Here is a 21,418-nt window from a genome sequence, read left to right on the forward strand (position 1 = left end):
CAGGGGCGGGATTTCCCGCCCCTGTCACGTTAATTCCCAGAACAAAAAACCATGTCTACAAGCATCAAGACCTTGTCTGCGCTGGCCGAAACGGACGCGCTGCGAGGCAAGCGGGTATTTATCCGCTCTGATCTGAATGTCCCTCTGCAAGACGGACGTATTACCGAAGACACGCGCGTGCGTGCCTCGGTACCTGCCATTCGCATGGCGCTGGATGCCGGCGCTGCGGTGATGGTCACGTCTCACCTGGGTCGCCCTAAAGAAGGCGAGTGCCAGCCTGTGGATTCGCTGGAACCCGTGGTGCAACGTTTATCCGAGTTGTTGGGCATGCCCGTTGAGCTGCGTCGCAATTGGCTCGATGGCGTCCAAGTGTCGCCCGGTCAGGTGGTCTTGCTGGAGAACTGCCGCTGCAACGTGGGGGAAAAGAAGAACGATCCCGAGTTGGCCCGCAAAATGGCAGCCTTGTGTGACGTTTACGTAAACGACGCCTTTGGTACGGCTCACCGTGCTGAAGCGACTACCGAAGGGATCGCCCGCTTTGCTCCTGTAGCTTGCGCCGGTCCCTTGCTGGAAGCCGAGTTGAAAGCCTTGGGCCGTGCTTTGAATCAGCCTGCACGTCCTCTGGTCGCGATTGTGGGTGGTGCCAAGGTATCCACCAAACTGTCCATTCTGCGCGCTTTGGCGGAAAAGGTTGACCAACTGGTGGTCGGTGGCGGCATTGCCAATACCTTCATGATGGCCAGCGACCTGTCCGTGGGCAAATCCCTGGTGGAAGACAGCCAGTTGGAAGAAGCCCGCGAAGTGATCCGCATCATGAAAGAGCGCGGTGCGGAAGTGCCTATCCCTGTGGATGTGGTGTGCGCCAAGTCCTTTGCTGCTGATGCAGCGGCTGAAATCAAGGCTGCTGATCAGGTCCAGGACGATGACATGATTCTGGACGTGGGCCCACAAACGGCTCAGCAGATCGCAGACATCATTGCCAAGGCTGGTACCGTGGTCTGGAATGGCCCTCTGGGCGTGTTCGAGTTCCCGGCCTTCGCACAAGGCACCGAAACCCTGTCACGCGCGATTGCAGACGCCAAGGCCTTCTCGATTGCTGGCGGTGGTGACACCCTGGCCGCGATTGCCCAGTTCAATATTGGTGAGGATGTGGACTACATCTCCACCGGCGGCGGGGCATTCCTGGAATTCCTGGAAGGCAAGCGCTTGCCTGCTGTGGCTGCGTTGGAAGACAAGGCTTAAGTCAGTTTTGGCTGCATAAGAAAAAGCCAGTCAACGCAAGTTGACTGGCTTTTTTTGTGTGCATAGCTTTTATGGTTCAGGCATTGGCCATTTCGCGTTCAGCAGTTTTTGCCAGGAATGCAGAGCGGGATAGATGCTGGGCTTTTGCGACAGCATCAATGCGGTGGACTAAGGACTCCGGCAGACTGATATTCAAGCGAATGGCTTTGTTGTTGACTTTGGATAGGTCAATATCAACCATCATCCAAAATCCGTCTTTATAGTCATCGTGCCAAGACCAGCTTTCAGGTGTGGTCGGAGCAGGAATGGATGAGCTGTCGCCGAAGAAATGGGCCTCAACGGCTTCTTGAGCCGCCTTAGGTAGATCCTGTAATTCGTCAGCCGCTGCAAAACAACCTGGAAAGTCCGGAAAGGATGCGCCATAGGCGCTATGTTCTTCTTTGTGTACGTGGATGGGATAGAGCATGAGCTGCGCTTACGCCCCATCTTTAATCAACTGCGCATACCCTTGCATGGCATCGGGCCAGTCCAGCTGAAAGCCGCTGTCCAGCAGTCGCTGGTTGCTCAGGCGTTTGCCACCTTCATTGGACTGACGCCGTTCGGGATGCGGTACTTTCAGCAAATCAGCCAGTCCGTCATACAGTTCCGTAATCCGGTAAGGACGGCTATCAGTGCCTATATAGCAAGGGAAGGGCGCAGGAGCACGTAGCAGGTGCCAGCAGGCGCGCGCAGCATCTTCAATATGCAGGCGGTTGGCCCAATGTTCAGGGTCGTCTGGCACGGTGGCGCGGCCTTCACGCAGACGATCCAGTAATTGGGTGCGTCCTGGCCCGTACAGGCCGCTGGGTCGGATGACGACAGCCTGGGCTGGAATCCGGTGGTGCAGCAACTGCTCGGCCTGCAGCAGCACTTGCCCGTTAAATTGTGCCGGTTCGGTGGGCGAGTTCTCGTCCACCCATTCATTGCTTGGGCCGTAGACGGCGGTGGATGAAACAAAGACGAAGCGTTTCAGGGCTTTCAGGTCCAGTTCGTTGAGCAGGTTTTCCAGACCGTGCAGAAATACCTGTTCATAAGCAGCCTGACTACGCTGGCCGGGGGAGACAGCGTAAAGTACGTGGCTGATTTTGCGGTGTTTCAGGCGCAGGGAGGAGGGCTCACTTAAATCAGCCTGCACCCATTCAATCCCGCTGTCATCGTCCAAAGGGGGATGACGGCGCAGACCGATCACCGGCCAGTCGTGATGGCGGGCCAGCATACCGGTGCGGGTGCCCAGATCGCCAGCGCCCGCTAAGAGCAAAGTACGTTGTCGAGAGTCCAAAGCGGCAAGTCCTTGAGTAGAATGATCTCGAGCAAAGCTCGATTGGCTGGGATAACAATAGCATTGGAGGCGGTCATGGAGTGTCGCAATTGGATTGACGGACAGCAGCTTGGCGCGGAGGGCGGTGGTTTGCTACCGGTTATCGACCCCTCCACGGGCGAAATCTTTGCCCGGCTAGCACAATCGTCCGAGGTGGATATTGATTGGGCTGTACAGGCCGCCCGACGTGCCAGTCAGGGGCCCTGGAGCCATCTTACTGCCGCCCAGCGCAGCCAATTGCTGCTGCGCTGCGCCCGAACCCTGTCTGATGCCCGCGAGGAATTGGCGCGGCTGGAGTCCCGCGATACCGGCAAGCCTTTACGCCAGGCCCAGTCCGATGCTGCTGCCATTGTCCGCTATTTTGAGTTCTATGCGGGCGCGGTGGACAAGCTGCATGGTCAAACCATCCCATTGGGCTGGGAAATGACGGCCTTTACCTTGCGTGAGCCCTTGGGGGTTACCGCGCATATCATTCCCTGGAATTACCCCTTGCAAATTTTTGGGCGCAGCGTGGCCGCGTCCCTGGCGGCAGGCAACACCTGCGTGGTGAAACCGGCGGAAGATGCCAGCCTGTCCTTGCTGCGGGTGGCCGAGTTGTTGCACGAAGCGGGCTTGCCGGCGGGTGTGCTCAATATCTGCACGGGGCTGGGGAGCGAGGCGGGGCAGGCCCTGTCCGCACATCCCGACATCAATCATATTTCTTTCACTGGCTCTCCCGGCACGGGCCGTCAGGTAGCCGTGCAAGCGGCGCGTAACTTTGTGCCAGTCACCTTGGAGCTGGGCGGCAAGTCTCCGCAAATCGTGTTCTCGGATGCGGATCTGGATGCGGCCTTGCCGGTCGTGGTCAACGCGATTGTGCAGAACGCAGGGCAAACGTGCTCGGCAGGCAGCCGGGTGCTGATTCAGCGCGCTATTTATGGTGATTTTACCGAGCGTTTGATCGAGGCCTTTAAAGCGTTGCTGACCGGGGCGGCAAGCGACAATCTGGATTGCGGTCCGCTGATCAGCGCCCAGCAGCAAGCGCGAGTGCGCTCCTATCTGGAAAATCTGGACCAGGACGGCATTGTGGTGCTTGCCAAAGGCAAGCTGGACTCTAAGGCCCCGGCTGGTGGTTTTTATCAAGTGCCTGTTTTATTGGGGCATGTGCCAGTTGATCATCGCCTGGCGCAGGAGGAAATATTTGGTCCGGTTCTGGTCGCTCAGCCTTTCGGCACCGAGGAGGACGCGATCGCCATGGCCAATGGTACGCCTTACAGTCTGGTGGCCGGGGTCTGGACCCGCGACGGAGCCCGTCAGGTACGCATGGCCAGACAACTGCGGGCCGGGCAGGTCTTTGTGAATAATTACGGCGCGGCAGGTGGGGTAGAGCTGCCTTTTGGCGGAACCGGCCAGTCTGGCATAGGACGCGAAAAAGGGTTTGAGGCTCTGTATGCGCTGACGTCCTTGAAAACAGTTGCGCTGCGTCATGCTGCGAACTGATCTTGAAGGAATCTAGGGTAAGCGTGGCTGTGGTGGGCCGGGTTTTCTGGCAGCATGGCAACTGAACGCTAAACAGGTTTCATTAATGGCGGCGCAAAGCCGCCATTTTTTATATAGAAAGCAGAAGGAGACAAAGATGCGATTGCAAGACAAAGTGGCTATCGTGACGGGCGGTGCATCGGGTTTTGGCCTGGGTATCGCGCAACGTTTTGCACGTGAAGGAGCGCGTGTATTGATTGCCGACCTGAATGAGGAGCAAGGCAAAGCCGCCGCTGCCCAGATTCAGGCTGCGGGTGGTCAGGCCATTTTTGCCGCTTGTGATGTCTCGCAAGGGGACGAAGTGCATGCCCTGTTGGATATTGCTTTGCGTGAGTGCGGTGGGCTGCACATTGTGGTGAACAATGCAGGCACCACACACCGCAACAAGCCTTTGCTGGAGGTCAGCGAAAGCGAGTTCGATCTGGTCTATGCCGTCAATGTGAAAAGCATTTACTGGAGTGCCAAACACTTTGTGCCGTACCTGCGGGCTCAAGGTTCGGGGTCGTTCATCAATATTGCCTCCACCGCCGCTTTGCGTCCGCGCCCCGGATTGGTCTGGTACAACGGCACCAAAGGTGCAGTGGTGACGATCAGCAAGGGGATGGCAGCCGAATTGGGCCCGGATAATATTCGGGTCAACTGCATTAATCCGGTGATTGGTGACACGGCATTGCTGGAACAATTCATGGGTATGCCCGATACGCCGGAAAATCGCAGCCGCTTTTTGGCGGGAATTCCGCTGGGCCGTTTTTGCACACCCAAGGACGTGGCGGCGGCAGCGCTGTATCTGGCCTCGGACGAGGCCGAGTTTGTGACCGGCACCTGCATCGAGGTCGATGGCGGCCGTTGTATTTAAGCCCCACTGCGATTCGTTACAATCCTGCGGTTGGCAGGCCCGTTCAGGGCCTGTAATTTATTTCGCTTCCAAGGAAAAGCATGACATTCAATCGACAGTCTCCCCGCGAGCATCCGGATCAATTGCGTATCGGCTTGGTGTCGGTTTCGGATCGCGCCTCCAGCGGACAGTACCAGGATCAAGGTATACCGGCGCTGCGCCGCTGGCTGGATTCCGCCTTGACGGTCGCACCTGCCTATCTGGAGCGCTTGATTCCTGATGAACGAGCCCAGATTACCGGCACTTTGGTCGAGCTGGTGGACGCCGGTTGCGATCTGATTTTGACCACCGGTGGCACTGGCCCGGCCCGTCGTGACGTGACCCCGGAGGCCACGGTGGACGCGGGAACGCGCGAAATGCCCGGATTCGGTGAACAGATGCGTCAAATCAGTTTAAAATTCGTACCAACAGCGATTTTGTCGCGGCAAGTTGCGGTCATCCGAGAAATTCAGGACCACGCTGCTCTGATTATCAATCTGCCTGGGCAGCCCAAAGCCATTCAGGAAACTCTGGAAGGATTACGGGATACAGAAACCGGACAAGTATTGGTGCCGGGTATTTTTGCAGCTGTCCCGTATTGCATCGACCTGATTGGCGGACCTTACGCACAAACTCACGAGCATGTGGTGCAAGCGTTCCGCCCCAAGTCGGCGCGTCGGACCGCCAGTTAATACGCTTACAAACAATCGGCTGGACACGAACCGTGCCCAGCCAAGTTTTTCAATTATTTTCGTCTTCAGGAGGTCTTCTCATGGCCCTAGTTTCCATGCGCCAGCTGCTCGATCATGCGGCCGAGCACGGTTATGGTATTCCAGCGTTCAACGTCAATAACCTGGAGCAGGTCCAGGCCATTATGGAAGCCGCCTCGGAGACGGACAGCCCCGTCATCATGCAGGCGTCGGCTGGTGCTCGTAAATATGCAGGCGAAGCGTTCCTGCGTCACCTGATCGAAGCGGCTGTTGAGTCCTACCCCAACATCCCTGTGGTGATGCACCAGGATCACGGCCAGTCCCCCGAGATTTGCAAGGGCGCCATCGAACTGGGTTTTTCCAGCGTGATGATGGACGGCTCCTTGCTGCCCGACGGCAAAACCATTGCCGACTTTGAATACAACGTGGAAGTGACCCGCAAAGTGGTCGATATGGCTCACAAGCTGGGCGTGACCGTTGAAGGTGAACTGGGTTGCCTGGGTTCTCTGGAAACCATGCAGGGCGACAAGGAAGACGGCCACGGTGCCGACGGCGTTCTGACCCTGGATCAACTGCTGACCGACCCCGAGCAAGCGGCTGAATTCGTGACCCGCACCCAACTGGACGCACTGGCTATTGCCATCGGTACCAGCCACGGCGCTTACAAGTTCACCCGCAAGCCTACTGGCGACATTCTGTCCATCGAGCGTGTGAAAGAAATTCACCGTCGCTTACCTAACACCCACCTGGTGATGCATGGCAGCTCCAGCGTGCCTCAGGAATTGCTGGCGGAAATCCGTCAGTTCGGTGGTGACATGAAAGAAACCTACGGCGTGCCTGTGGAAGAAATTCAGGAAGCCATCAAGTACGGCGTGCGCAAGGTCAATATCGACACCGATATCCGTTTGGCCATGACTGCCGCCATCCGTCGTTTCCTGTTTGAAAACCCAGAGAAGTTCGACCCGCGCGAATACCTGAAACCTGCTCGCGAAGCCGCCAAGAAAGTGTGTGTAGCCCGTTACCAGCAGTTCGGCGCCGCCGGTCAGGCTTCCAAGATCAAGGCTATTCCTTTACAGGAAATTGCCCGCCAGTACAGCACCGGCGAGCTGTCCCAGATCGTTCAGTAATTTTGTCAGGCGGCGGCAGGAGTGGGCAGCACGACTGCCCGCCTCGGTCTCCGCGTCTTTGCCCGGTGCCGCAGGCGCCGGGATTGTCGTCCCGCCTGCATCCATAGTCAGCGGGATGTTTTCGTTTTAAGGATGAAATCGTGCAAGAGCCCTTACATCAATCCAGCCTGAGCTCCTTGCCGCTACTCGCGCGCGGCAAAGTTCGGGACATGTATGCGGTGGGTGAGGATAAGTTGTTGATTGTGGCCAGTGATCGCATTTCGGCATTCGACGTGATTCTGGACGACCCCATTCCCGGCAAGGGCGCTGTCTTGACGCAGATGACCGAATTCTGGCTGAACAAGCTGGCACACATCATCCCTAATCACACGACGGGCGTGAACCCGGTTGATGTGGTGGCGCCTGAAGAGCGTGCTCAAGTCGAAGGCCGCTCCATGGTGGTCAAGCGCTTGAAGCCCATCATGGTGGAAGCGGTGGCCCGTGGTTACCTGATTGGTTCGGGTTGGAAAGACTACCAGGCGACTGGTGCGGTTTGCGGCATCACCTTGCCTGCAGGTTTGAAGCAGGCTGCCAAGCTGCCCCACGTGTTGTTTACACCAGCGGCCAAGGCTGAAATGGGCTCGCACGACGAGAATGTGGATTTTGCTCACGTGGTCAAGGAAGTCGGTCAGGAACTGGCCGAGCAAATCCGTGACGTGACCCTGCGTTTGTATACCGAAGCTGCCGACTATGCGGCCAGCCGTGGCATTCTGATTGCCGATACCAAATTTGAGTTTGGCCTGGATGATCAAGGCCAACTGCATTTGATGGACGAAGTGTTGACTCCGGATTCCTCGCGTTTCTGGCCAGCCGACAGCTATGCCGAAGGTATCAGCCCACCGTCCTACGACAAGCAATTTGTGCGCGATTGGCTGGAAACCCAGGTCTGGGACAAGACACCGCCCGCACCGCGCTTGCCTGCTGAAGTGGCCCAGCGTACGGCTGACAAATACCGTGAAGCCCTGGAACGCCTGACGGCGTGAACGGTTTGCAGCCCGGACAGGCACTCATCGTAAACGAGCTGCCTGCTCGTCCTCAGCAGGGTGCCAAGCGGCTCATGTCCGTGGACGACTTGCTACAGCGAGCCGGGCTTTGGGGGAGGGCGATGGGCAGAGCAAAGTCTGCCTCGCCGGAAAACCCATCCTTGGATGGATCCTGCTGTTTTTCTATTGACCAAGGCGCCTGGTAGCATGGCGCCTTCTTCCTTTTAGGGCGTATCTCTAATGAGCGTACAAACTCCTGCGACCCCCACCGTGGGCATTGTGATGGGTTCTTCCAGCGACTGGGATGTCATGAGCCAGGCCGTGGCCATTCTGGATGAATTTGGCGTGTCCTATGAGTGCCGCGTGGTCTCTGCCCACCGCATGCCGATTGATATGGTGGATTACGGCGCCCAGGCCCCAGCCCGTGGCCTGAAAGCCATTATTGCCGGTGCAGGCGGTGCGGCTCACTTGCCCGGTATGCTGGCGGCCCTGACGCACTTGCCCGTGTTCGGCGTACCCGTGCCTTCGCGCTATCTGCGCGGTGAAGATTCTCTGTTGTCGATTGTGCAAATGCCCAAGGGCGTGCCGGTTGCCACCTTCGCCATTGGCGAGGCCGGTGCCGCCAATGCCGCGCTGCACGTGATTGCCAATCTGGCCGTCAACGATACGATCCTGACTGAAAAACTGATTGCATACCGTGCCCGCCAGACCGAGGCCGCCCGCGCGATGCGTGTTCCGCCTGCCACTGCCTGATTTTATTTTGTGATGATGACCCCCATGACTGATGCTGTCCTACTAGTCCCTGGCTCCTGGCTGGGCATGATTGGAGGCGGCCAACTGGGCCGCATGTTCTGCCATAGCGCTCAAAGCCTGGGCTATAAAGTGGCGGTACTGGACCCCGACACCCATAGCCCGGCCGGTGCCGTGGCGGATCTGCATATCTGTGCGGCCTACGATGATGCACAAGCATTGGTTCAACTGGGGGAACTGTGCCAAGCCGTCAGTACCGAGTTCGAAAACGTCCCGGCGCAGTCCTTGCTGACTCTGGCTCAGCACACCCGAGTCACGCCGTCCGGTGATGCTGTGGGCATTGTGCAGGATCGCATTCGTGAGAAAGCCTTTATTTCGCAGGCCGGTGTGCCGGTGGCTCCCTATGCCGCCATCGAAAGCCTGGACGATTTGCAGGCCGCTGACAGCGCCTTGTTCCCCGGCATTCTGAAGACAGCGCGCTTTGGTTATGACGGCAAGGGGCAGGCGCGTGTGGCAGACCGGGAGCAGGCGCTGGCTGCCTTCAAGGAGTTCGGTTCCCAAGCCTGTGTGCTGGAAGCCCTGCAACCTTTGAAATCCGAAATTTCGGTGGTCCTGGCCCGTGGCCTGGACGATCAGGTCAAAACCTTCCCATGTGCCCGTAACGAGCACCGCGACGGCATTTTGGCCGTGTCCACGATCAGTGCCCAGTTCCAGGACGATGCCTTGTCCGAACAGGCTCGTCAGGCAGCGGCTGCGATTGCCCGTACGCTGGATTATGTGGGTGTGTTGTGTGTGGAGTTCTTCATTCTGGAAGACGGCCGTTTGCTGGCCAACGAAGTGGCTCCTCGTCCGCACAATAGCGGCCACTACACCATGAATGCTTGCGTCACCAGTCAGTTTGAACAACAGGCCCGCGTGATGGCCGCTTTGCCCCTGGGCGATACCCGCGCTTTGTGTCCTTCCATGATGCTCAATATCCTGGGCGATATCTGGTTTGACGAACAAGGCCAGATGCGTGAGCCGGATTGGGCTGCCTTGCTGGCTGTGCCTGGTGTGTCCTTGCACTTGTATGGCAAGGCCGAGGCCCGTGTTGGCCGCAAGATGGGGCACGTGAATATTGTGGGCGAGTCGGATCAGCAAGTGCGCGAGCGCACTGCCCGAGCTGCCGCCGCTTTGCACATCGCTTTTGATCATGACTGACACCCCCTCCAGCCCTTCCGAGCAGCAGATAGAGCAAGCCGCCCGTGTGCTGGCACAAGGGGGGCTAGTCGCCTTTCCGACCGAGACGGTCTACGGTCTGGGCGCGGATGCAGAGAACCCGGCTGCGGTGCAACTGATTTACAAGGCCAAGGGCCGCCCTGCGAATCATCCCTTGATTGTGCATGTGGCCCCTGGTGCCGATTTGCGCTATTGGGTGACGGATATTCCGCCCGTGGCGCAGCAATTGATGGATGCCTTCTGGCCCGGCCCGTTGACGCTGATCTTGCCGCGCAATCCGGCTATTCCGGATACGGTCAGTGGCGGACAAAGCAGCATTGGTATTCGTTGTCCTTCCCATCCGGTGGCTCAAGCCTTGCTCAAGCGCATGGCGGAACTCAAGCCCAGCGGTCAGGCCGGTGTGGCGGCGCCTTCGGCCAACAAATTTGGTCAGGTATCGCCTACGGCCGCCAAGCATGTGCGCGATGAATTTGCGGACATGAGCGCAGAGGAACTGCTGATCGTGGAAGCGGGCCCGTCGGAAGTGGGTATCGAGTCCACCATTGTGGACGTCTCGCGTACCCATCAAGGCGTGGGTGCGGTGCTGTTGCGGCCCGGCCATATCACGGCAGCCATGATTGCCGAGGTCATCGGCTACGAACCCGCCAGTCCGGATCAACAAGCCCCACAAGTGTCGGGCAGCTTGAAAGCGCATTATGCGCCGCGTACCCCTTTGTCTTTATTTGATGAAGGCAGTGCGCCAACGGTGCAGGCTGCTTTGGCCGAAGGGGGCAAGCAGGCCATTGTTGCCTTTGCCTCTTTGCCGCCCTTTTCGGCGGATGTACACGACTGGTATGTGTGCAGCCCGGATGCGCAGCTTTATGCCCAGGATTTGTACGCCATGTTGCGTCGTCTGGACCAAGGCCAGTATCAGCATATTTGGGTGCAGCGTTGCCCGGATACGCCAGACTGGCAGGCGGTCAATGACCGCCTGGGCCGAGCAGCCGCCGCCTTTGAGTAAGGCTGCTGTTTAGTAGGCGTGTGTGTGCTTTAAGGACTGAGCTTAGGAACTGAGTGAGTTTGCTGCTTAGCGGGCTGTTCGCTTCAGAAAATCCACAATTGCCTGGTTCACCTGCGCTTCCTTATCCCGGTAGGGCAGGTGACCGCATTGCTCCAGCTCCAGCAGCTCTGTGTGCGGCACCAGCTTCTTGATGCGACGGATCTGCTCCAGCGTGCCGTATTCATCATCCACGCCCTGAATGGCCAGAATCGGGCAGGTGATGCGGCTGACGTCCTCTTCGATATTCCAGTCACGGAATTGGGGTTCCGTCCAGGTGGCGTTCCAGCCCCAGAAGGCGGACTCCACATCATCGTGATAGCGGGCCAGTCGCTCGCGTAAAAAACCTTGCTCGTAGGCTTCGCGGGCGACCAGAATGCCGCGCAAGGAAATGTCTTCCACAAACAGGTGCGGGGCCATCACCACAATGCCTTGCAGCTTGTCGCCAAAGCCGCTGGCTGCCAGCAGGGCAATCGAGCCACCATCACTGTGGCCGACCAGCATAATCGGGCGCTTTTGGCCGTCCTCGCCCAGTTGTTCCAGCAATTGCGGCAGTACGTCCAGTGCCTGTTCGTGCAGATAGTCGGGCTCTTTGGGGCTATTGTCGGGGCGCGGGGTACTGCGGCCATATCCGTAACGTGAGTACATCAGACCGCTACAACCGGTTTGTTCGCACAACTGTGCTGGCCAGTCTTTCCACATGGCAATCGAACCCAGACCCTCATGCAGAAACACCAGCAAAGGGGCCGCGACCCGCTCGGGGAAAATGCGTTGATATTCCAGTTCAATGGCTTGCGTGCCTTGAGTCAGGCTTGCAAATTGCAAAGATGAAGCTAGTGTTGTCATAGCGGTTGATGTGCATAAACCCCAAACAAATTGGGCGTTCAAGTAATTAGGAAACTCTCTTTATGCCATAGATTGGTATAGGACGCACAGGCTTGCTTTTCCCGATACCCGATGTGGACAGTTTGCTGCGGTTTGTGGCGCTTTAGGGGCAGGTGCTGCAAATTTTGACAGAGATGGTAGAGTGGCGCTCTCGGTCTTTTTTGCCGCCGGGCCGCCCCAAGGCAAAAAGCTCCCCCTTGGGGATGAGCCTGGACACACAGCAGTCCATTGCGGACTGCTGTGTGCCTAGCGAATCCGAGCGGCATACAAGCCGCGAGGTGGAGCGCAAGCCGAAGGCGTAGCGAGGGGGCTTTTTCTTTGCCGCCGGGCCGCCCCAAGGCAAAAAGCTCCCCTTCGGGGGGCAGCAAGCTGAAGGCGTAGCGAGGGGCTTTTTTTTTGCCGCCGGGCCGCCCCAAGGCAAAAAGCTCCCCCTCGGGGGGCAGCAAGCCGAAGGTGCAGCGTGGGGGCTCTTTTTCATTGCACCACAACATGAAATTTGCTGAATTTGAAGTGGGTATGGTCATCAAGCACCCACTTGTACCTGTGACTCGCGAAGAGATGCTCGATTTCGCCCAGAAATACGATCCGCAGTCCTTTCATATTGACGATAAGCAAGCCGAAGAAGGCCATTGGGGCGGCTTGATTGCCAGCGGCTGGCTCACTTGTGGCAAAGCCATGCGCATGGCTGTGGATTCTGCTTTGCACGACTCCGAGTCCTTTGGCTCGCCAGGTTTGGAACGTTTGCGCTGGGTGCTGCCCGTACGGGCAGGTGACTCTATCCGTCTGGAGGCCACCGTTATATCGAAGCGTGTGTCCAGCAGCCGGTCAGATTTAGGCATCATCCGTTGGAATTGGGATGTGTTTAACCAGCGTGATGAACGGGTGCTGGAGCTGGAAGCCACCAGTATGTTTGAGTTGAAGGTTCTACAAGACTAAGAAAGACTACCTACTTATCTATTTGGCTTGTTGCTCTTCGAGGGGCCGGTTTTTATTTTTGGAACGGCTTGGCGACACGAGAAAACTTCCGCGCTACGCTTTGGGCTTACTCGCTCTGAAGGGGGTATCTTGGGAACGGCTCGGTGGTAAGAGAAAAGTCGCCACGCGACACGGTTCGCAGACTGCTTGCCTGGAGGACACTTTTTACCTTGAGCTTGCTTGGCGTAAAAAGGATGCAAGCTGGCGATGCGCTCCCACCGCATGTAATCGGCAAGTTTGATTAGATTCTGAATGAAAGAGGGCAAAGCTTTTTGCTTTGCCCTTATTGAGCTTCGCTTAGAAAAAGGCCTGAATCCCGGTTTGCGCACGTCCCAGAATCAGGGCGTGGACGTCGTGGGTGCCTTCGTAGGTATTCACCACTTCCAGATTGACCAGGTGACGGGCAATGCCGAATTCGTCAGAGATACCGTTGCCACCCAGCATGTCGCGTGCCAGTCGGGCAATATCCAGTGCCTTGCCGCAGGAGTTGCGTTTCATGATGGACGTAATTTCCACCGCCGCCGTGCCTTCGTCTTTCATGCGCCCCAGACGCAGGCAGCCTTGCAACGCCAACGTAATCTCGGTTTGCATATCGGCCAGTTTTTTCTGAATCAGCTGATTGGCGGCCAAGGGGCGGCCAAACTGTTTGCGGTCCAGGGTGTACTGGCGGGCGGTATGCCAGCAGGATTCGGCCGCACCCAAGGCACCCCAGGCAATCCCGAAGCGGGCCGAGTTCAGGCAGGTAAAGGGGCCACGCAAACCTGAGACATGCGGCAGCATTTGGCTGTCTGCAATGTCCACATCGGCCATGACGATTTCGCCGGTCAGGGAAGCGCGCAAGCCTACTTTGCCGTGAATGGCCGGGGTGGACAGGCCTTTCATGCCTTTTTCCAGAATGAAGCCACGGATCTTGCCGTCGTCTTCACCACCCACGACTTTGGCCCAAACCACCAGCACATCGGCAATGGGGGAGTTGGTAATCCAGGTTTTATTGCCGCTCAGGCGATAGCCGCCGTCTACTTTGACAGCGCGGCTTTCCATGGCGCCGGGGTCCGAACCGTGATTGGGTTCAGTCAGGCCAAAGCAACCAATCCATTGCCCGCTGGCCAGCTTGGGCAGGTACTTCTGTTTCTGCTCTTCGCTGCCAAATTCAAAAATCGGCACCATCACCAAAGAGGACTGTACGCTCATCATGGAGCGGTAGCCCGAATCCACACGCTCCACTTCGCGGGCGATCAAACCGTAGCTGACGTAGTTCAGACCGGCACCCCCGTAGGCTTCAGGAATGGTGGCTCCCAACAAGCCCAGCGCGCCCATTTCGGCAAAGATGGCGGGGTCGGTCTGCTCGTGACGAAAGGCTTGCAGCACGCGCGGCAACAGCTTTTCCTGCGCATAGGCATGGGCGGCATCGCGCACCATACGTTCTTCATCGCTCAACTGCTGATTCAGTAGCAGAGGGTCGTCCCAATGAAAAGAGGGATTGGCAGACATAGAGGTACTCCGGGAAGATCAAAGACGGTCAGTTAAGTGGGGCCAACATGGGCGCCATCGGTCTGGGAAATAGAAAAGAGCCATGTGAGTATCGCTGGCACTGGCAACGGTGGGCAATAGCGTTAGAGGTGGCGCATGGTCAGGCGGCTGCGCACAAGCGATATCCATGTAAGGTCTCAGCATAATGTGCATAAAGCGCACAAATCAATTGATAAAATTGCACAATGTCGTGTGCTGGCGTAACGATCCCGCCTAGCGACGGGTGGGCAGGGAAGAGGTTTCACAATCAGGAGAGTGTCTAATGAGACAAGGCGTGCCCAGTCTGGGCGCATTACAGGCCTTTGAGGCGACGGCCCGCCTGGGGACCTTTTCCCGTGCGGCCGAGGAATTGTCCCTGACGCATAGTGCGGTGTACCGGCAGGTAAGCGGCCTGGAGCAGCGTCTGGGTGTGACTTTGCTGACACGGGTGCGGCGGCGTCTGGTGCTGACCCCGGCGGGGCGCGATTATGCCGCCCGTATCCGTCACCATCTGGAGCAAATCGGCAAAGACACCTTCAGCCTGATTGCGCGTGCTGGCGTGGGCCGCAGCATTCATCTGGCGGTACTGCCTACCTTGTCCACGGTGTGGTTGATGCCGCGCCTGGCCCGTTTCTCCCGGCAATATCCTGACATCACGGTCAGTCTGTCTGTGCGTACCACTCCGTTTCAGTTTGGAGACTATCCCTTTGATGCCGCCATTTATCATGGACGGCAGTTATGGCCCCAAACCGAGGGTATCAAGCTGTTTGACGAAGGCGAGCTGGTGCCGGTGTGCTCGCCCACGCTGGCTGCCAGTGGCCACTGGCAAAAGCTGATTCACTTGCATATGTCTACACGCCCCGATAGCTGGTCGGACTGGTATCGGTCTGCCGGGCTGGAGCCGGATCTGCGCGTCAGCTCCGGCCCGCGTTATGAGCTGTTCAGCCTGGTGATGGCGGCCTTGCATGCCGATATGGGAGTGGCTTTGATGCCGCGCTTTTTGGTGCAGCAGGCGCTGGAGCAGGGCGAGCTGATTATGCCGCTGGACCATGCCATGCCAGTGAGTGAGGCTTACTTTTTTAGTTACCCCACGGCCAATGAACCCAGCGAGGCGGTGCGTTTGCTGGAACAATGGCTGCTTGAGCACGAAAAGGAGAATACATGAGATTGCACTGGAAACCGGCGTTGCTGTCGGCGGCTTTGACCCTAGCCTTGGTGCTGCCTGCGCATGCTCGGGAAGCGGCCAGCCAGCATTTGAATCCGGAGACCGCCAGCAGGGCCGTGCAACGTGACAAGCTCGTCACACAAAAAAGTATGGTGGTGACGGCCAATCCGTTGGCCACTCAGGCCGGTTTGCGCATTCTGGACCAGGGCGGCAGTGCGGTGGATGCGGCCATTGCGGCCCAGTTGGTGCTGGGGCTGGTCGAGCCACAGTCCTCCGGTATTGGCGGCGGCGGCTTTTTACTGATGTTTCAGCCCAAGACCGGCTTGATGAGCTATGACGGACGGGAAACCGTGCCTGCAGCCAGCAGTCTGGATCGCTTCGAGCTGGACGGTCAAACCATGTCCTTCAAACAGGCGGTCAATAGTGGTCGTTCGGTAGGCGTACCGGGTTTGCTGCGTGCCCTGGAGTTGATGCATAAAGATGGTGGCGTGCTGCCGTGGGCGAATTTGTTTGATCCGGCGATTGAGCTGGCCGAGGTCGGCTTTGAGGTCAGCCCCCGTTTGAATACCTTGATTGCCGATAATCCTGAGCTGGCAGACAAGGCCGCTACACGCGCCTATTTTCTGGACGAACAGGGCAGGCCTTGGCCCGTCGGCCATCGTTTACAGAACAAGGAATACGCCCAGGTGCTGCGCCTTTTGGCCAGACAGGGCGCACAGGCTTTCTATCAAGGTGAGCTTGCCCAGGATATGGTGGCTGCCGTTGCCGCCGACCCGATTGCGGGTGACTTGGCAGAGTCCGACTTGAAGCAGTACCGTGCGCTGCGACGTGAACCCCTCTGTATGGACTGGCAGCAGTTGGCGCTCTGTGGCATGGCACCACCCAGCTCGGGGGCTATCAGTGTGATGCAGATGCTGGGCATCTTACAGCACACCCCCATTGCTGACGCAGAACCGCAATCTGTGGAAGCGATTCATTATTTTTCTGAAGCAGGGCGTTTGGCTTTTGCGGATCGGGATGCCTGGGTGGCGGATCCGGCATTTGTGTCTGTGCCACAGCAGGCTTTGCTGGCTCCAGCGTATCTGAAATCACGCGCTGCCTTGATCCAGCCAGACCGTTCCATGGGGCATGCTCAACCGGGCAAGCCGTTGGCTGACTCACAAGCCGCCAGTGACAACACGCCCGAGCTGCCGTCCACCACGCATTTATCCGTAGCGGATGCTCAGGGGCAGGTGGTATCCATGACCACGTCAATAGAGTCTGCTTTTGGCAGCAAAATCATGGTGCGTGGTTTTTTGTTGAACAATCAGTTAACGGACTTTGCCTTGAGTCCCAAGGACGAGATGGGACGCCTGTCTGTGAATCGGGTGGAGCCAGGTAAGCGTCCACGCAGTTCCATGGCCCCGATGATGGTGTTGCAACAGGGGCGTCCAGTCATTGCCCTGGGTTCACCGGGTGGCAGTGCCATCATTCCTTACGTGGCTCAGGCCCTGACCGGCATGTTGATGTGGGATCTGGATGCTCAACAGGCAGTCAGCCTGCCGCATTACGGCAGCCGCAACTGGGCGACCGAGCTGGAAGCGGGAACGGCGGTGACCACGCAGGCCCAAGCTTTGAGAGCGATGGGTCATGAAGTACGAGAGCAGCCTTTTCCCAGCGGTACGCATGTGATTCGCTGGACCCAGGAAGGACTGGAGGCGGGGGTAGATCCTCGGCGGGAAGGCTTGGCGCTAGGGCAGTAAACAGAGCTTGTAGCCGTGTACCCCAGGTAAACATAGTCTTGCCTACGAGACATGCTGCAAGCGCATGGCGGACTTGGGGAAGCAGTCAGTATTCGGGAGAGGCTGTTGGCGATGTGAAGCAGATACTCGTCAGAGATTGGCAGAGACAGCAGTCGATCGCTGCCAGAGGCTGGTAGAGCTAATTGCCAAGTAGCTAGCAGGCTCAAGTCGTCTGGCTTTTGAAAAAATGGGTGACCAGTAAAAAGCCCTCAATGCTGTGGATCTATATCCACAGCATTGAGGGCTTTTTTAAGTCTTGAGACAGACCTGATCGTGTCGCTTAGCGAAATACCACGGTGCGCTGATCGTTCAGCAAAATACGGTGCTCAACGTGGGCGCGCACGGCACGGGCCAGAACCAGAGACTCCACATCGCTACCGATCTGGGTCAGCTCAGCTGGGCTGACAGCATGGGTGACGTGTTCCACGTCCTGTTCGATGATCGGGCCTTCGTCCAGATCCGCCGTCACATAGTGAGCAGTAGCGCCAATAATCTTCACACCGCGAGCATGGGCCTGGTGGTAGGGACGCGCGCCCTTGAAGCTGGGCAGGAAGCTGTGGTGGATATTGATGGCGCGGCCAGACAGGGACTGACACAGATTGGTGGACAGAATCTGCATGTAGCGGGCCAGCACAACCAGATCAATCTTCAGGTCACGAGCCAGGTCGATGATCTGTTGCTCTTGCTGGGGACGGGTTTCCGGTGTCACAGGCAGGTGATGGAAAGGAATGCCGTAGGAGGAAGCCAGGCCAGCGTGGTCGGTGTGGTTGGAAGCCACGGCCGCAATTTCAACCGGCAATTGGCCGCTATGGGCGCGAAACAGCAGATCGTTCAGGCAGTGGCCCTGGCGGCTGACCAGAATCAGCAGGCGAGCTTTGCGCTGGGCGTCATAAATATTGGCATCCATGCTGAATTTTTCGGCAATGGGCGCGAAGCTGGTTTGCAATGCGTTCACATCCTGCTTTTCAGGCAGGGAAAACTGGATGCGCAAGAAAAAGCGGTTGGTGGCGGCGTCGCCAAACTGCTGTGCCTCAACAATGTTGCCGTTCTGCTCAAGCAGCCAGCCCGAAACGTTGTGGACAATGCCGGTACGATCCGGGCAGGATAGGGTCAAGATGTAATCGTTCATCAACAGTATTGTAAAGATTTCAGAAAAGTTTTTAAGCTGCCTGGGCCAGGGTTTTCTGGCCGTGACGTGCAATCGCTAAACACGCGGTCAGGCCAGGGGATTCGATGCCGAACAGATTCAGCAGTCCGGGGACGCCGTGGGTGGCAGGCCCGGAAAAGACAAAGTCGGCAGCCGCATGGCCGGCGGGCACAATTTTAGGCCGGATGCCGCTATAGGCGGGGTTCAGGCTGTTATCGGGTAAAGCGGGCCAGTACTCGCGCACGGCGGCGTAAAAAGAGTGGCCTCGTTGCGGGTCCATATCGTAGTTCTCATCCTGCACCCATTCGGTGTCCGGGCCAAAGCGGGCCTGACCGGCCAGATCCAGCGTCAGATGCACACCCAGTCCGGCTTTATTGGGCATGGGGTAAATCAGGTGCTTGAAGGGGGAGCGACCCGCCAACGAGAAATAGCTGCCTTTGCACAGATAGGCGTTCGGGATATGGCTGGCATCCAGCCCTTCGATCTGGCGTGCAGCGGCGACAGCGCCCAGACCGGCCGCATTGATCAGGCAGGTGCTTGTCAGGCTGAACGGCTCTGCGCCACCGACGTGTACTTCAAAGCCTTGTCCGGGCAGAACACGCGCACTGACAAAGGGTGTATTGAAGACCAGTTGGGCACCGTGGTTTTCTGCATCGCCTTGCAAAGCCAGCATCAAGGCATGGGTGTCCACAATGCCGGTAGAAGGGGAAAGCAGGGCAGCGCTGCAATTCAAGGCCGGCTCCAGAGCCTGGGCTTGGGCCGCATCCAGCCACTGCAAATCGTCCACTCCACAGGTACGCGCTTGCGCCTGCAGCTTCAGCAGATCGGCTTGTTGTTCGGGCGTGGTCGCCACAATGAGTTTGCCGCAACGGGCGTGGTCTATATGGTGTTTCTGGCAGTAGTCATACAGTTGGGCTTTGCCTTCTACACACAAGCGGGCCTTCAGGCTGCCGGGAGTGTAGTAAATGCCCGCGTGTATGACCTCTGAGTTGCGCGAGCTGACGCCATTGCCAATGCTGGCGGTTTGCTCGATCAGCAGAACTTCCATGCCTTGTTGGGCCATTTGTCGGGCACAGGCTAAACCTACTACCCCTGCTCCCAGCACTATGCAATCAACGTCGTTTGCCATGATCAGGACCTTATTGGCGTGTAAGAGCAAAAGGCGTAGTGTACTCCTGCCATGCAGCCCTCGTCAGGGGGGCCTTGCAACACCCTGTCACGCCAGGGAAGGGGTCAGGTCAAAGTCGCCCGCGTGGTAGATCAGGGGCTGGTGAGCGCTGCGTTCGCAATGGGTGACTTCACCGATAAAGATCAGGTGGTCGCCAGCCTCATGAACGGCATAAGGCTTGCACTCAAACCAGGCACTGCAACGCTCGTCGTCCAGCATGAGTAAGCCGTGCGGGGAGCGTTTAGTGGGGTGATCGTGAAAGCGTTCGGCCTGGCTGCCCCAGGCAAAGCGTTTGGCCAGCGATAGCTGACTGGCTCCTAAAACGTGAATCACATAGCCCTTACCATCCACAAAATGCGGCAGGGACTGGGAGCGTTTGGCCAGCGACCACAGCACTAGAGGCGGGTCCAGAGACACAGAGTTAAAGGAGCTGACGGTCAGGCCAATGGCCTGATCCGGATGGTCTTTATTGGCGCCCGTCACGACCGTCACGCCTGTGGCGAAACGGCCCAGTGCCGAACGAAAGAAGTCGCTATCGAAAGTAGAAGAAAAAACAGTCATTGCATCGAGTCTGAGGGCAGGCGTCCCCAAGGGAACGTGTTAAGGAGCCAGTCGGCTCACCTGCCAATCAGATGGGTCCTTGCGGTCGAACACCAGCCTGTCGTGCAGGCGCGAAGCACGGCCTTGCCAGAATTCGACATGGTCTGGAGTCAGTCGGAAGCCACCCCAGTGTTCAGGGCGGGCGGGATGTTCACCTAAGCTTTCAGTGTACTGCTTGGCACGGGCATCCAGCTCTGTGCGGCTGATGGGTTGGCTTTGTGGTGAGGCCCAGGCACCAATGCGCGAGCCCAGAGGACGACTGTGAAAGTATTCGTCGGATTCGGCCGCGCTGATGCGGCTGATGCGGCCCTCAAAGCGCACCTGGCGCTGCATGGAAGACCAGAAAAAGGACAGGCTGGCCCAAGGGTTGTGGTCCAGGTCCGTTCCCTTGCGAGACAGGTAGTTCGTAAAGAACACCAAGCCTTGTTCATCGTAAGCTTTGAGCAGGACAACGCGCGCCGATGGGCGACCTTCTGGGTTCACCGTGGCAAGCGTCATCGCCGTGGGTTCGACTTCCTTCAGTTCAATGGCCTGATCCAGCCAGCGTTGGAATTGCTGGCGAGGGTCGGCACACAGTTCGTTTTCGCTCAGGGAAAAGCGTTCGTATTCGTTACGCAAATCGGCAAGGGACATGGGGCGCTCTTAGGCTTGTTGAGGATTAAGCAGTGCAGTCTGGCTTTGTAGTAATTGAACCACTGATTGCAGGCGTTTATCCAGAATTTTAGAGCGTTGCAGCGCCGAGGCGGTTTCCATGACGTATTCGATGCAAGGGCCGTTGGTTCCCTGGGCCGAATACACCACCTGTCGCAACTGTTCGTCCGGCATACGGGGTACGTAAGCATCGGTCTTGCGGTTCATGGTAAAGACCAGGGCGCGAATGTCGCCTTGGCTGGTGCGGCAGCGCAACCAGCGGGGGATATAAGCCCCGCTGGGCATCTCGCGCAGCCAAAGGGCATCGAATACTTTGGGTACGCTTTCGGCAGGAATACGGAAGGCCATGCCACGGCAAGAACCACCGACATCCAGCCCAAAGACCAGACCGGGCTGCTCGGGCGTTCCACGGTTGATTCGTGACCACAAGCACAGCGCCCGGTGGTAGCCGCGTAGCAAGGCTTGGCGCTGCTCGGCAAATTCAAAATCGGGACGCCAGATCAGGGAGCCGTAGCCGTAGACCCACAGGTCTTGTTTTTCACACCATTGCGCCTCTTCCAGGGATTGACGCAAAGAGGCGTTGCGCTCTTCGTCAGTCAGGACACGAAAGCTGCACGGTGTGGGTACGGCGGAAGGTGAGGCGGAAATAGAATCGATGTTCACGGCGTAAAGAAGTGGTAAGC

21 protein-coding genes are annotated in these 21,418 nt (G+C 57.8%); 12 read left to right on the forward strand and 9 right to left on the reverse strand.

The annotated features are described in order from the left end of the window. Nucleotides 1-51 precede the first annotated feature (51 nt). Nucleotides 52-1,242 carry a phosphoglycerate kinase gene (locus OKX01_RS03400; protein ID WP_276572195.1) on the forward strand — a complete coding sequence of 397 codons (1,191 nt, stop codon included), beginning with the start codon at nt 52-54 and terminating at the stop codon, nt 1,240-1,242. Between the two features lie 76 nt (nt 1,243-1,318). Here the strand turns inward: OKX01_RS03400 and OKX01_RS03405 are convergent, their stop codons facing one another. Next, nucleotides 1,319-1,708 carry a type II toxin-antitoxin system HicB family antitoxin gene (locus OKX01_RS03405; RefSeq protein ID WP_125277051.1) on the reverse strand — a complete coding sequence of 130 codons (390 nt, stop codon included), beginning with the start codon at nt 1,706-1,708 and terminating at the stop codon, nt 1,319-1,321. A 9-nt stretch (nt 1,709-1,717) separates the two neighbouring features. After that, on the reverse strand, nt 1,718-2,560 hold the full coding sequence (locus OKX01_RS03410; protein WP_230019045.1) for an NAD-dependent epimerase/dehydratase family protein: 843 nt from the start codon (nt 2,558-2,560) through the stop codon (nt 1,718-1,720). A 75-nt stretch (nt 2,561-2,635) separates the two neighbouring features. Here OKX01_RS03410 and OKX01_RS03415 point away from each other — a divergent pair, with 75 nt between their 5' ends. From OKX01_RS03415 to OKX01_RS03450, 8 genes are all read left to right on the forward strand, one after another. Beyond that, nucleotides 2,636-4,078 carry an aldehyde dehydrogenase family protein gene (locus tag OKX01_RS03415; RefSeq protein WP_108728052.1) on the forward strand — a complete coding sequence of 481 codons (1,443 nt, stop codon included), beginning with the start codon at nt 2,636-2,638 and terminating at the stop codon, nt 4,076-4,078. A 136-nt stretch (nt 4,079-4,214) separates the two neighbouring features. After that, nucleotides 4,215-4,973: an SDR family oxidoreductase gene (locus tag OKX01_RS03420; protein WP_094195712.1), complete on the forward strand. Its 759-nt coding sequence runs from the start codon at nt 4,215-4,217 to the stop codon at nt 4,971-4,973. 80 nt (nt 4,974-5,053) lie between these two features. Then, the gene (gene mog, locus OKX01_RS03425; RefSeq protein WP_108728051.1) at nt 5,054-5,683 is read left to right on the forward strand and encodes a molybdopterin adenylyltransferase; all 630 of its coding nucleotides are present in this window, start codon (nt 5,054-5,056) and stop codon (nt 5,681-5,683) included. 80 nt (nt 5,684-5,763) lie between these two features. After that, nucleotides 5,764-6,828, forward strand: a complete 1,065-nt coding sequence (fba, locus tag OKX01_RS03430; protein WP_094195714.1) for a class II fructose-bisphosphate aldolase — start codon at nt 5,764-5,766, stop codon at nt 6,826-6,828. Between the two features lie 140 nt (nt 6,829-6,968). After that, nucleotides 6,969-7,850 (forward strand): phosphoribosylaminoimidazolesuccinocarboxamide synthase, encoded by an 882-nt coding sequence (locus OKX01_RS03435; RefSeq protein ID WP_086069018.1) that lies wholly within the window; start codon nt 6,969-6,971, stop codon nt 7,848-7,850. A gap of 240 nt (nt 7,851-8,090) precedes the next feature. After that, nucleotides 8,091-8,603, forward strand: coding sequence for a 5-(carboxyamino)imidazole ribonucleotide mutase (gene purE / locus OKX01_RS03440; RefSeq protein WP_162496909.1), 513 nt, complete (start codon nt 8,091-8,093; stop codon nt 8,601-8,603). Nucleotides 8,604-8,627: 24 nt separating this feature from the next. Further along, nucleotides 8,628-9,800: a 5-(carboxyamino)imidazole ribonucleotide synthase gene (locus OKX01_RS03445; protein ID WP_094198263.1), complete on the forward strand. Its 1,173-nt coding sequence runs from the start codon at nt 8,628-8,630 to the stop codon at nt 9,798-9,800. Further along, a complete protein-coding gene (locus OKX01_RS03450) occupies nt 9,793-10,818 on the forward strand; it encodes an L-threonylcarbamoyladenylate synthase (RefSeq protein WP_094195715.1) in 1,026 nt (341 codons plus the stop codon). Before OKX01_RS03445 ends, OKX01_RS03450 begins: the two co-directional genes overlap by 8 nt. A 66-nt stretch (nt 10,819-10,884) precedes the next feature. Here the strand turns inward: OKX01_RS03450 and OKX01_RS03455 are convergent, their stop codons facing one another. Beyond that, nucleotides 10,885-11,700, reverse strand: a complete 816-nt coding sequence (locus tag OKX01_RS03455) for an alpha/beta fold hydrolase (protein ID WP_094195716.1) — start codon at nt 11,698-11,700, stop codon at nt 10,885-10,887. Nucleotides 11,701-12,228: 528 nt separating this feature from the next. Between OKX01_RS03455 and OKX01_RS03460 the strand changes: the two genes are divergently transcribed. Further along, on the forward strand, nt 12,229-12,675 hold the full coding sequence (locus tag OKX01_RS03460) for a MaoC family dehydratase (protein WP_094195718.1): 447 nt from the start codon (nt 12,229-12,231) through the stop codon (nt 12,673-12,675). A 336-nt stretch (nt 12,676-13,011) separates the two neighbouring features. On the opposite strand, the gene OKX01_RS03465 is transcribed toward OKX01_RS03460, so the two are convergent. Then, nucleotides 13,012-14,205 carry an acyl-CoA dehydrogenase gene (locus OKX01_RS03465; protein WP_108728048.1) on the reverse strand — a complete coding sequence of 398 codons (1,194 nt, stop codon included), beginning with the start codon at nt 14,203-14,205 and terminating at the stop codon, nt 13,012-13,014. A 301-nt stretch (nt 14,206-14,506) separates the two neighbouring features. On the opposite strand from OKX01_RS03465, the gene OKX01_RS03470 reads away from it, so the two are divergent. Together OKX01_RS03470 and ggt are read left to right on the forward strand one after the other, a co-directional pair. After that, on the forward strand, nt 14,507-15,388 hold the full coding sequence (locus OKX01_RS03470; RefSeq protein WP_264672446.1) for a LysR substrate-binding domain-containing protein: 882 nt from the start codon (nt 14,507-14,509) through the stop codon (nt 15,386-15,388). Beyond that, entirely contained in the window at nt 15,385-17,130 is a 1,746-nt protein-coding gene (gene ggt, locus OKX01_RS03475; RefSeq protein ID WP_264672447.1) for a gamma-glutamyltransferase, read from the forward strand. Before OKX01_RS03470 ends, ggt begins: the two co-directional genes overlap by 4 nt. A 319-nt stretch (nt 17,131-17,449) precedes the next feature. On the opposite strand, the gene purU is transcribed toward ggt, so the two are convergent. The 5 genes from purU to OKX01_RS03500 form a co-directional block, all read right to left on the reverse strand. Then, on the reverse strand, nt 17,450-18,304 hold the full coding sequence (purU, locus tag OKX01_RS03480) for a formyltetrahydrofolate deformylase (protein ID WP_166727032.1): 855 nt from the start codon (nt 18,302-18,304) through the stop codon (nt 17,450-17,452). A 25-nt stretch (nt 18,305-18,329) separates the two neighbouring features. Next, entirely contained in the window at nt 18,330-19,445 is a 1,116-nt protein-coding gene (locus tag OKX01_RS03485) for an NAD(P)/FAD-dependent oxidoreductase (protein ID WP_264672448.1), read from the reverse strand. Between the two features lie 87 nt (nt 19,446-19,532). Further along, nucleotides 19,533-20,045, reverse strand: coding sequence for a flavin reductase family protein (locus tag OKX01_RS03490; RefSeq protein WP_094195723.1), 513 nt, complete (start codon nt 20,043-20,045; stop codon nt 19,533-19,535). A gap of 39 nt (nt 20,046-20,084) precedes the next feature. Next, nucleotides 20,085-20,717: a pyridoxamine 5'-phosphate oxidase gene (gene pdxH, locus OKX01_RS03495; RefSeq protein ID WP_264672449.1), complete on the reverse strand. Its 633-nt coding sequence runs from the start codon at nt 20,715-20,717 to the stop codon at nt 20,085-20,087. Between the two features lie 9 nt (nt 20,718-20,726). After that, nucleotides 20,727-21,398, reverse strand: a complete 672-nt coding sequence (locus OKX01_RS03500) for a gamma-glutamylcyclotransferase (RefSeq protein WP_042483350.1) — start codon at nt 21,396-21,398, stop codon at nt 20,727-20,729. Between the last annotated feature and the right edge of the window lie 20 nt (nt 21,399-21,418).

The organism is Alcaligenes sp. SMD-FA (genome assembly GCF_025960365.1).
GTDB lineage: Bacteria > Pseudomonadota > Gammaproteobacteria > Burkholderiales > Burkholderiaceae_B > Alcaligenes > Alcaligenes aquatilis.

Coding starts and splice junctions, on each gene's coding strand:
- OKX01_RS03400 (WP_276572195.1), top strand. CDS start 52: ATGTCTACAAGCATCAAGACCTTGTCTGCGCTGGCCGAAACGGACGCG.
- OKX01_RS03405 (WP_125277051.1), bottom strand. CDS start 1,708: ATGCTCTATCCCATCCACGTACACAAAGAAGAACATAGCGCCTATGGC.
- OKX01_RS03415 (WP_108728052.1), top strand. CDS start 2,636: ATGGAGTGTCGCAATTGGATTGACGGACAGCAGCTTGGCGCGGAGGGC.
- OKX01_RS03420 (WP_094195712.1), top strand. CDS start 4,215: ATGCGATTGCAAGACAAAGTGGCTATCGTGACGGGCGGTGCATCGGGT.
- mog (WP_108728051.1), top strand. CDS start 5,054: ATGACATTCAATCGACAGTCTCCCCGCGAGCATCCGGATCAATTGCGT.
- fba (WP_094195714.1), top strand. CDS start 5,764: ATGGCCCTAGTTTCCATGCGCCAGCTGCTCGATCATGCGGCCGAGCAC.
- purE (WP_162496909.1), top strand. CDS start 8,091: ATGAGCGTACAAACTCCTGCGACCCCCACCGTGGGCATTGTGATGGGT.
- OKX01_RS03445 (WP_094198263.1), top strand. CDS start 8,628: ATGACTGATGCTGTCCTACTAGTCCCTGGCTCCTGGCTGGGCATGATT.
- OKX01_RS03450 (WP_094195715.1), top strand. CDS start 9,793: ATGACTGACACCCCCTCCAGCCCTTCCGAGCAGCAGATAGAGCAAGCC.
- OKX01_RS03455 (WP_094195716.1), bottom strand. CDS start 11,700: ATGACAACACTAGCTTCATCTTTGCAATTTGCAAGCCTGACTCAAGGC.
- OKX01_RS03460 (WP_094195718.1), top strand. CDS start 12,229: ATGAAATTTGCTGAATTTGAAGTGGGTATGGTCATCAAGCACCCACTT.
- OKX01_RS03465 (WP_108728048.1), bottom strand. CDS start 14,205: ATGTCTGCCAATCCCTCTTTTCATTGGGACGACCCTCTGCTACTGAAT.
- OKX01_RS03470 (WP_264672446.1), top strand. CDS start 14,507: ATGAGACAAGGCGTGCCCAGTCTGGGCGCATTACAGGCCTTTGAGGCG.
- ggt (WP_264672447.1), top strand. CDS start 15,385: ATGAGATTGCACTGGAAACCGGCGTTGCTGTCGGCGGCTTTGACCCTA.
- OKX01_RS03485 (WP_264672448.1), bottom strand. CDS start 19,445: ATGGCAAACGACGTTGATTGCATAGTGCTGGGAGCAGGGGTAGTAGGT.
- OKX01_RS03490 (WP_094195723.1), bottom strand. CDS start 20,045: ATGACTGTTTTTTCTTCTACTTTCGATAGCGACTTCTTTCGTTCGGCA.
- pdxH (WP_264672449.1), bottom strand. CDS start 20,717: ATGTCCCTTGCCGATTTGCGTAACGAATACGAACGCTTTTCCCTGAGC.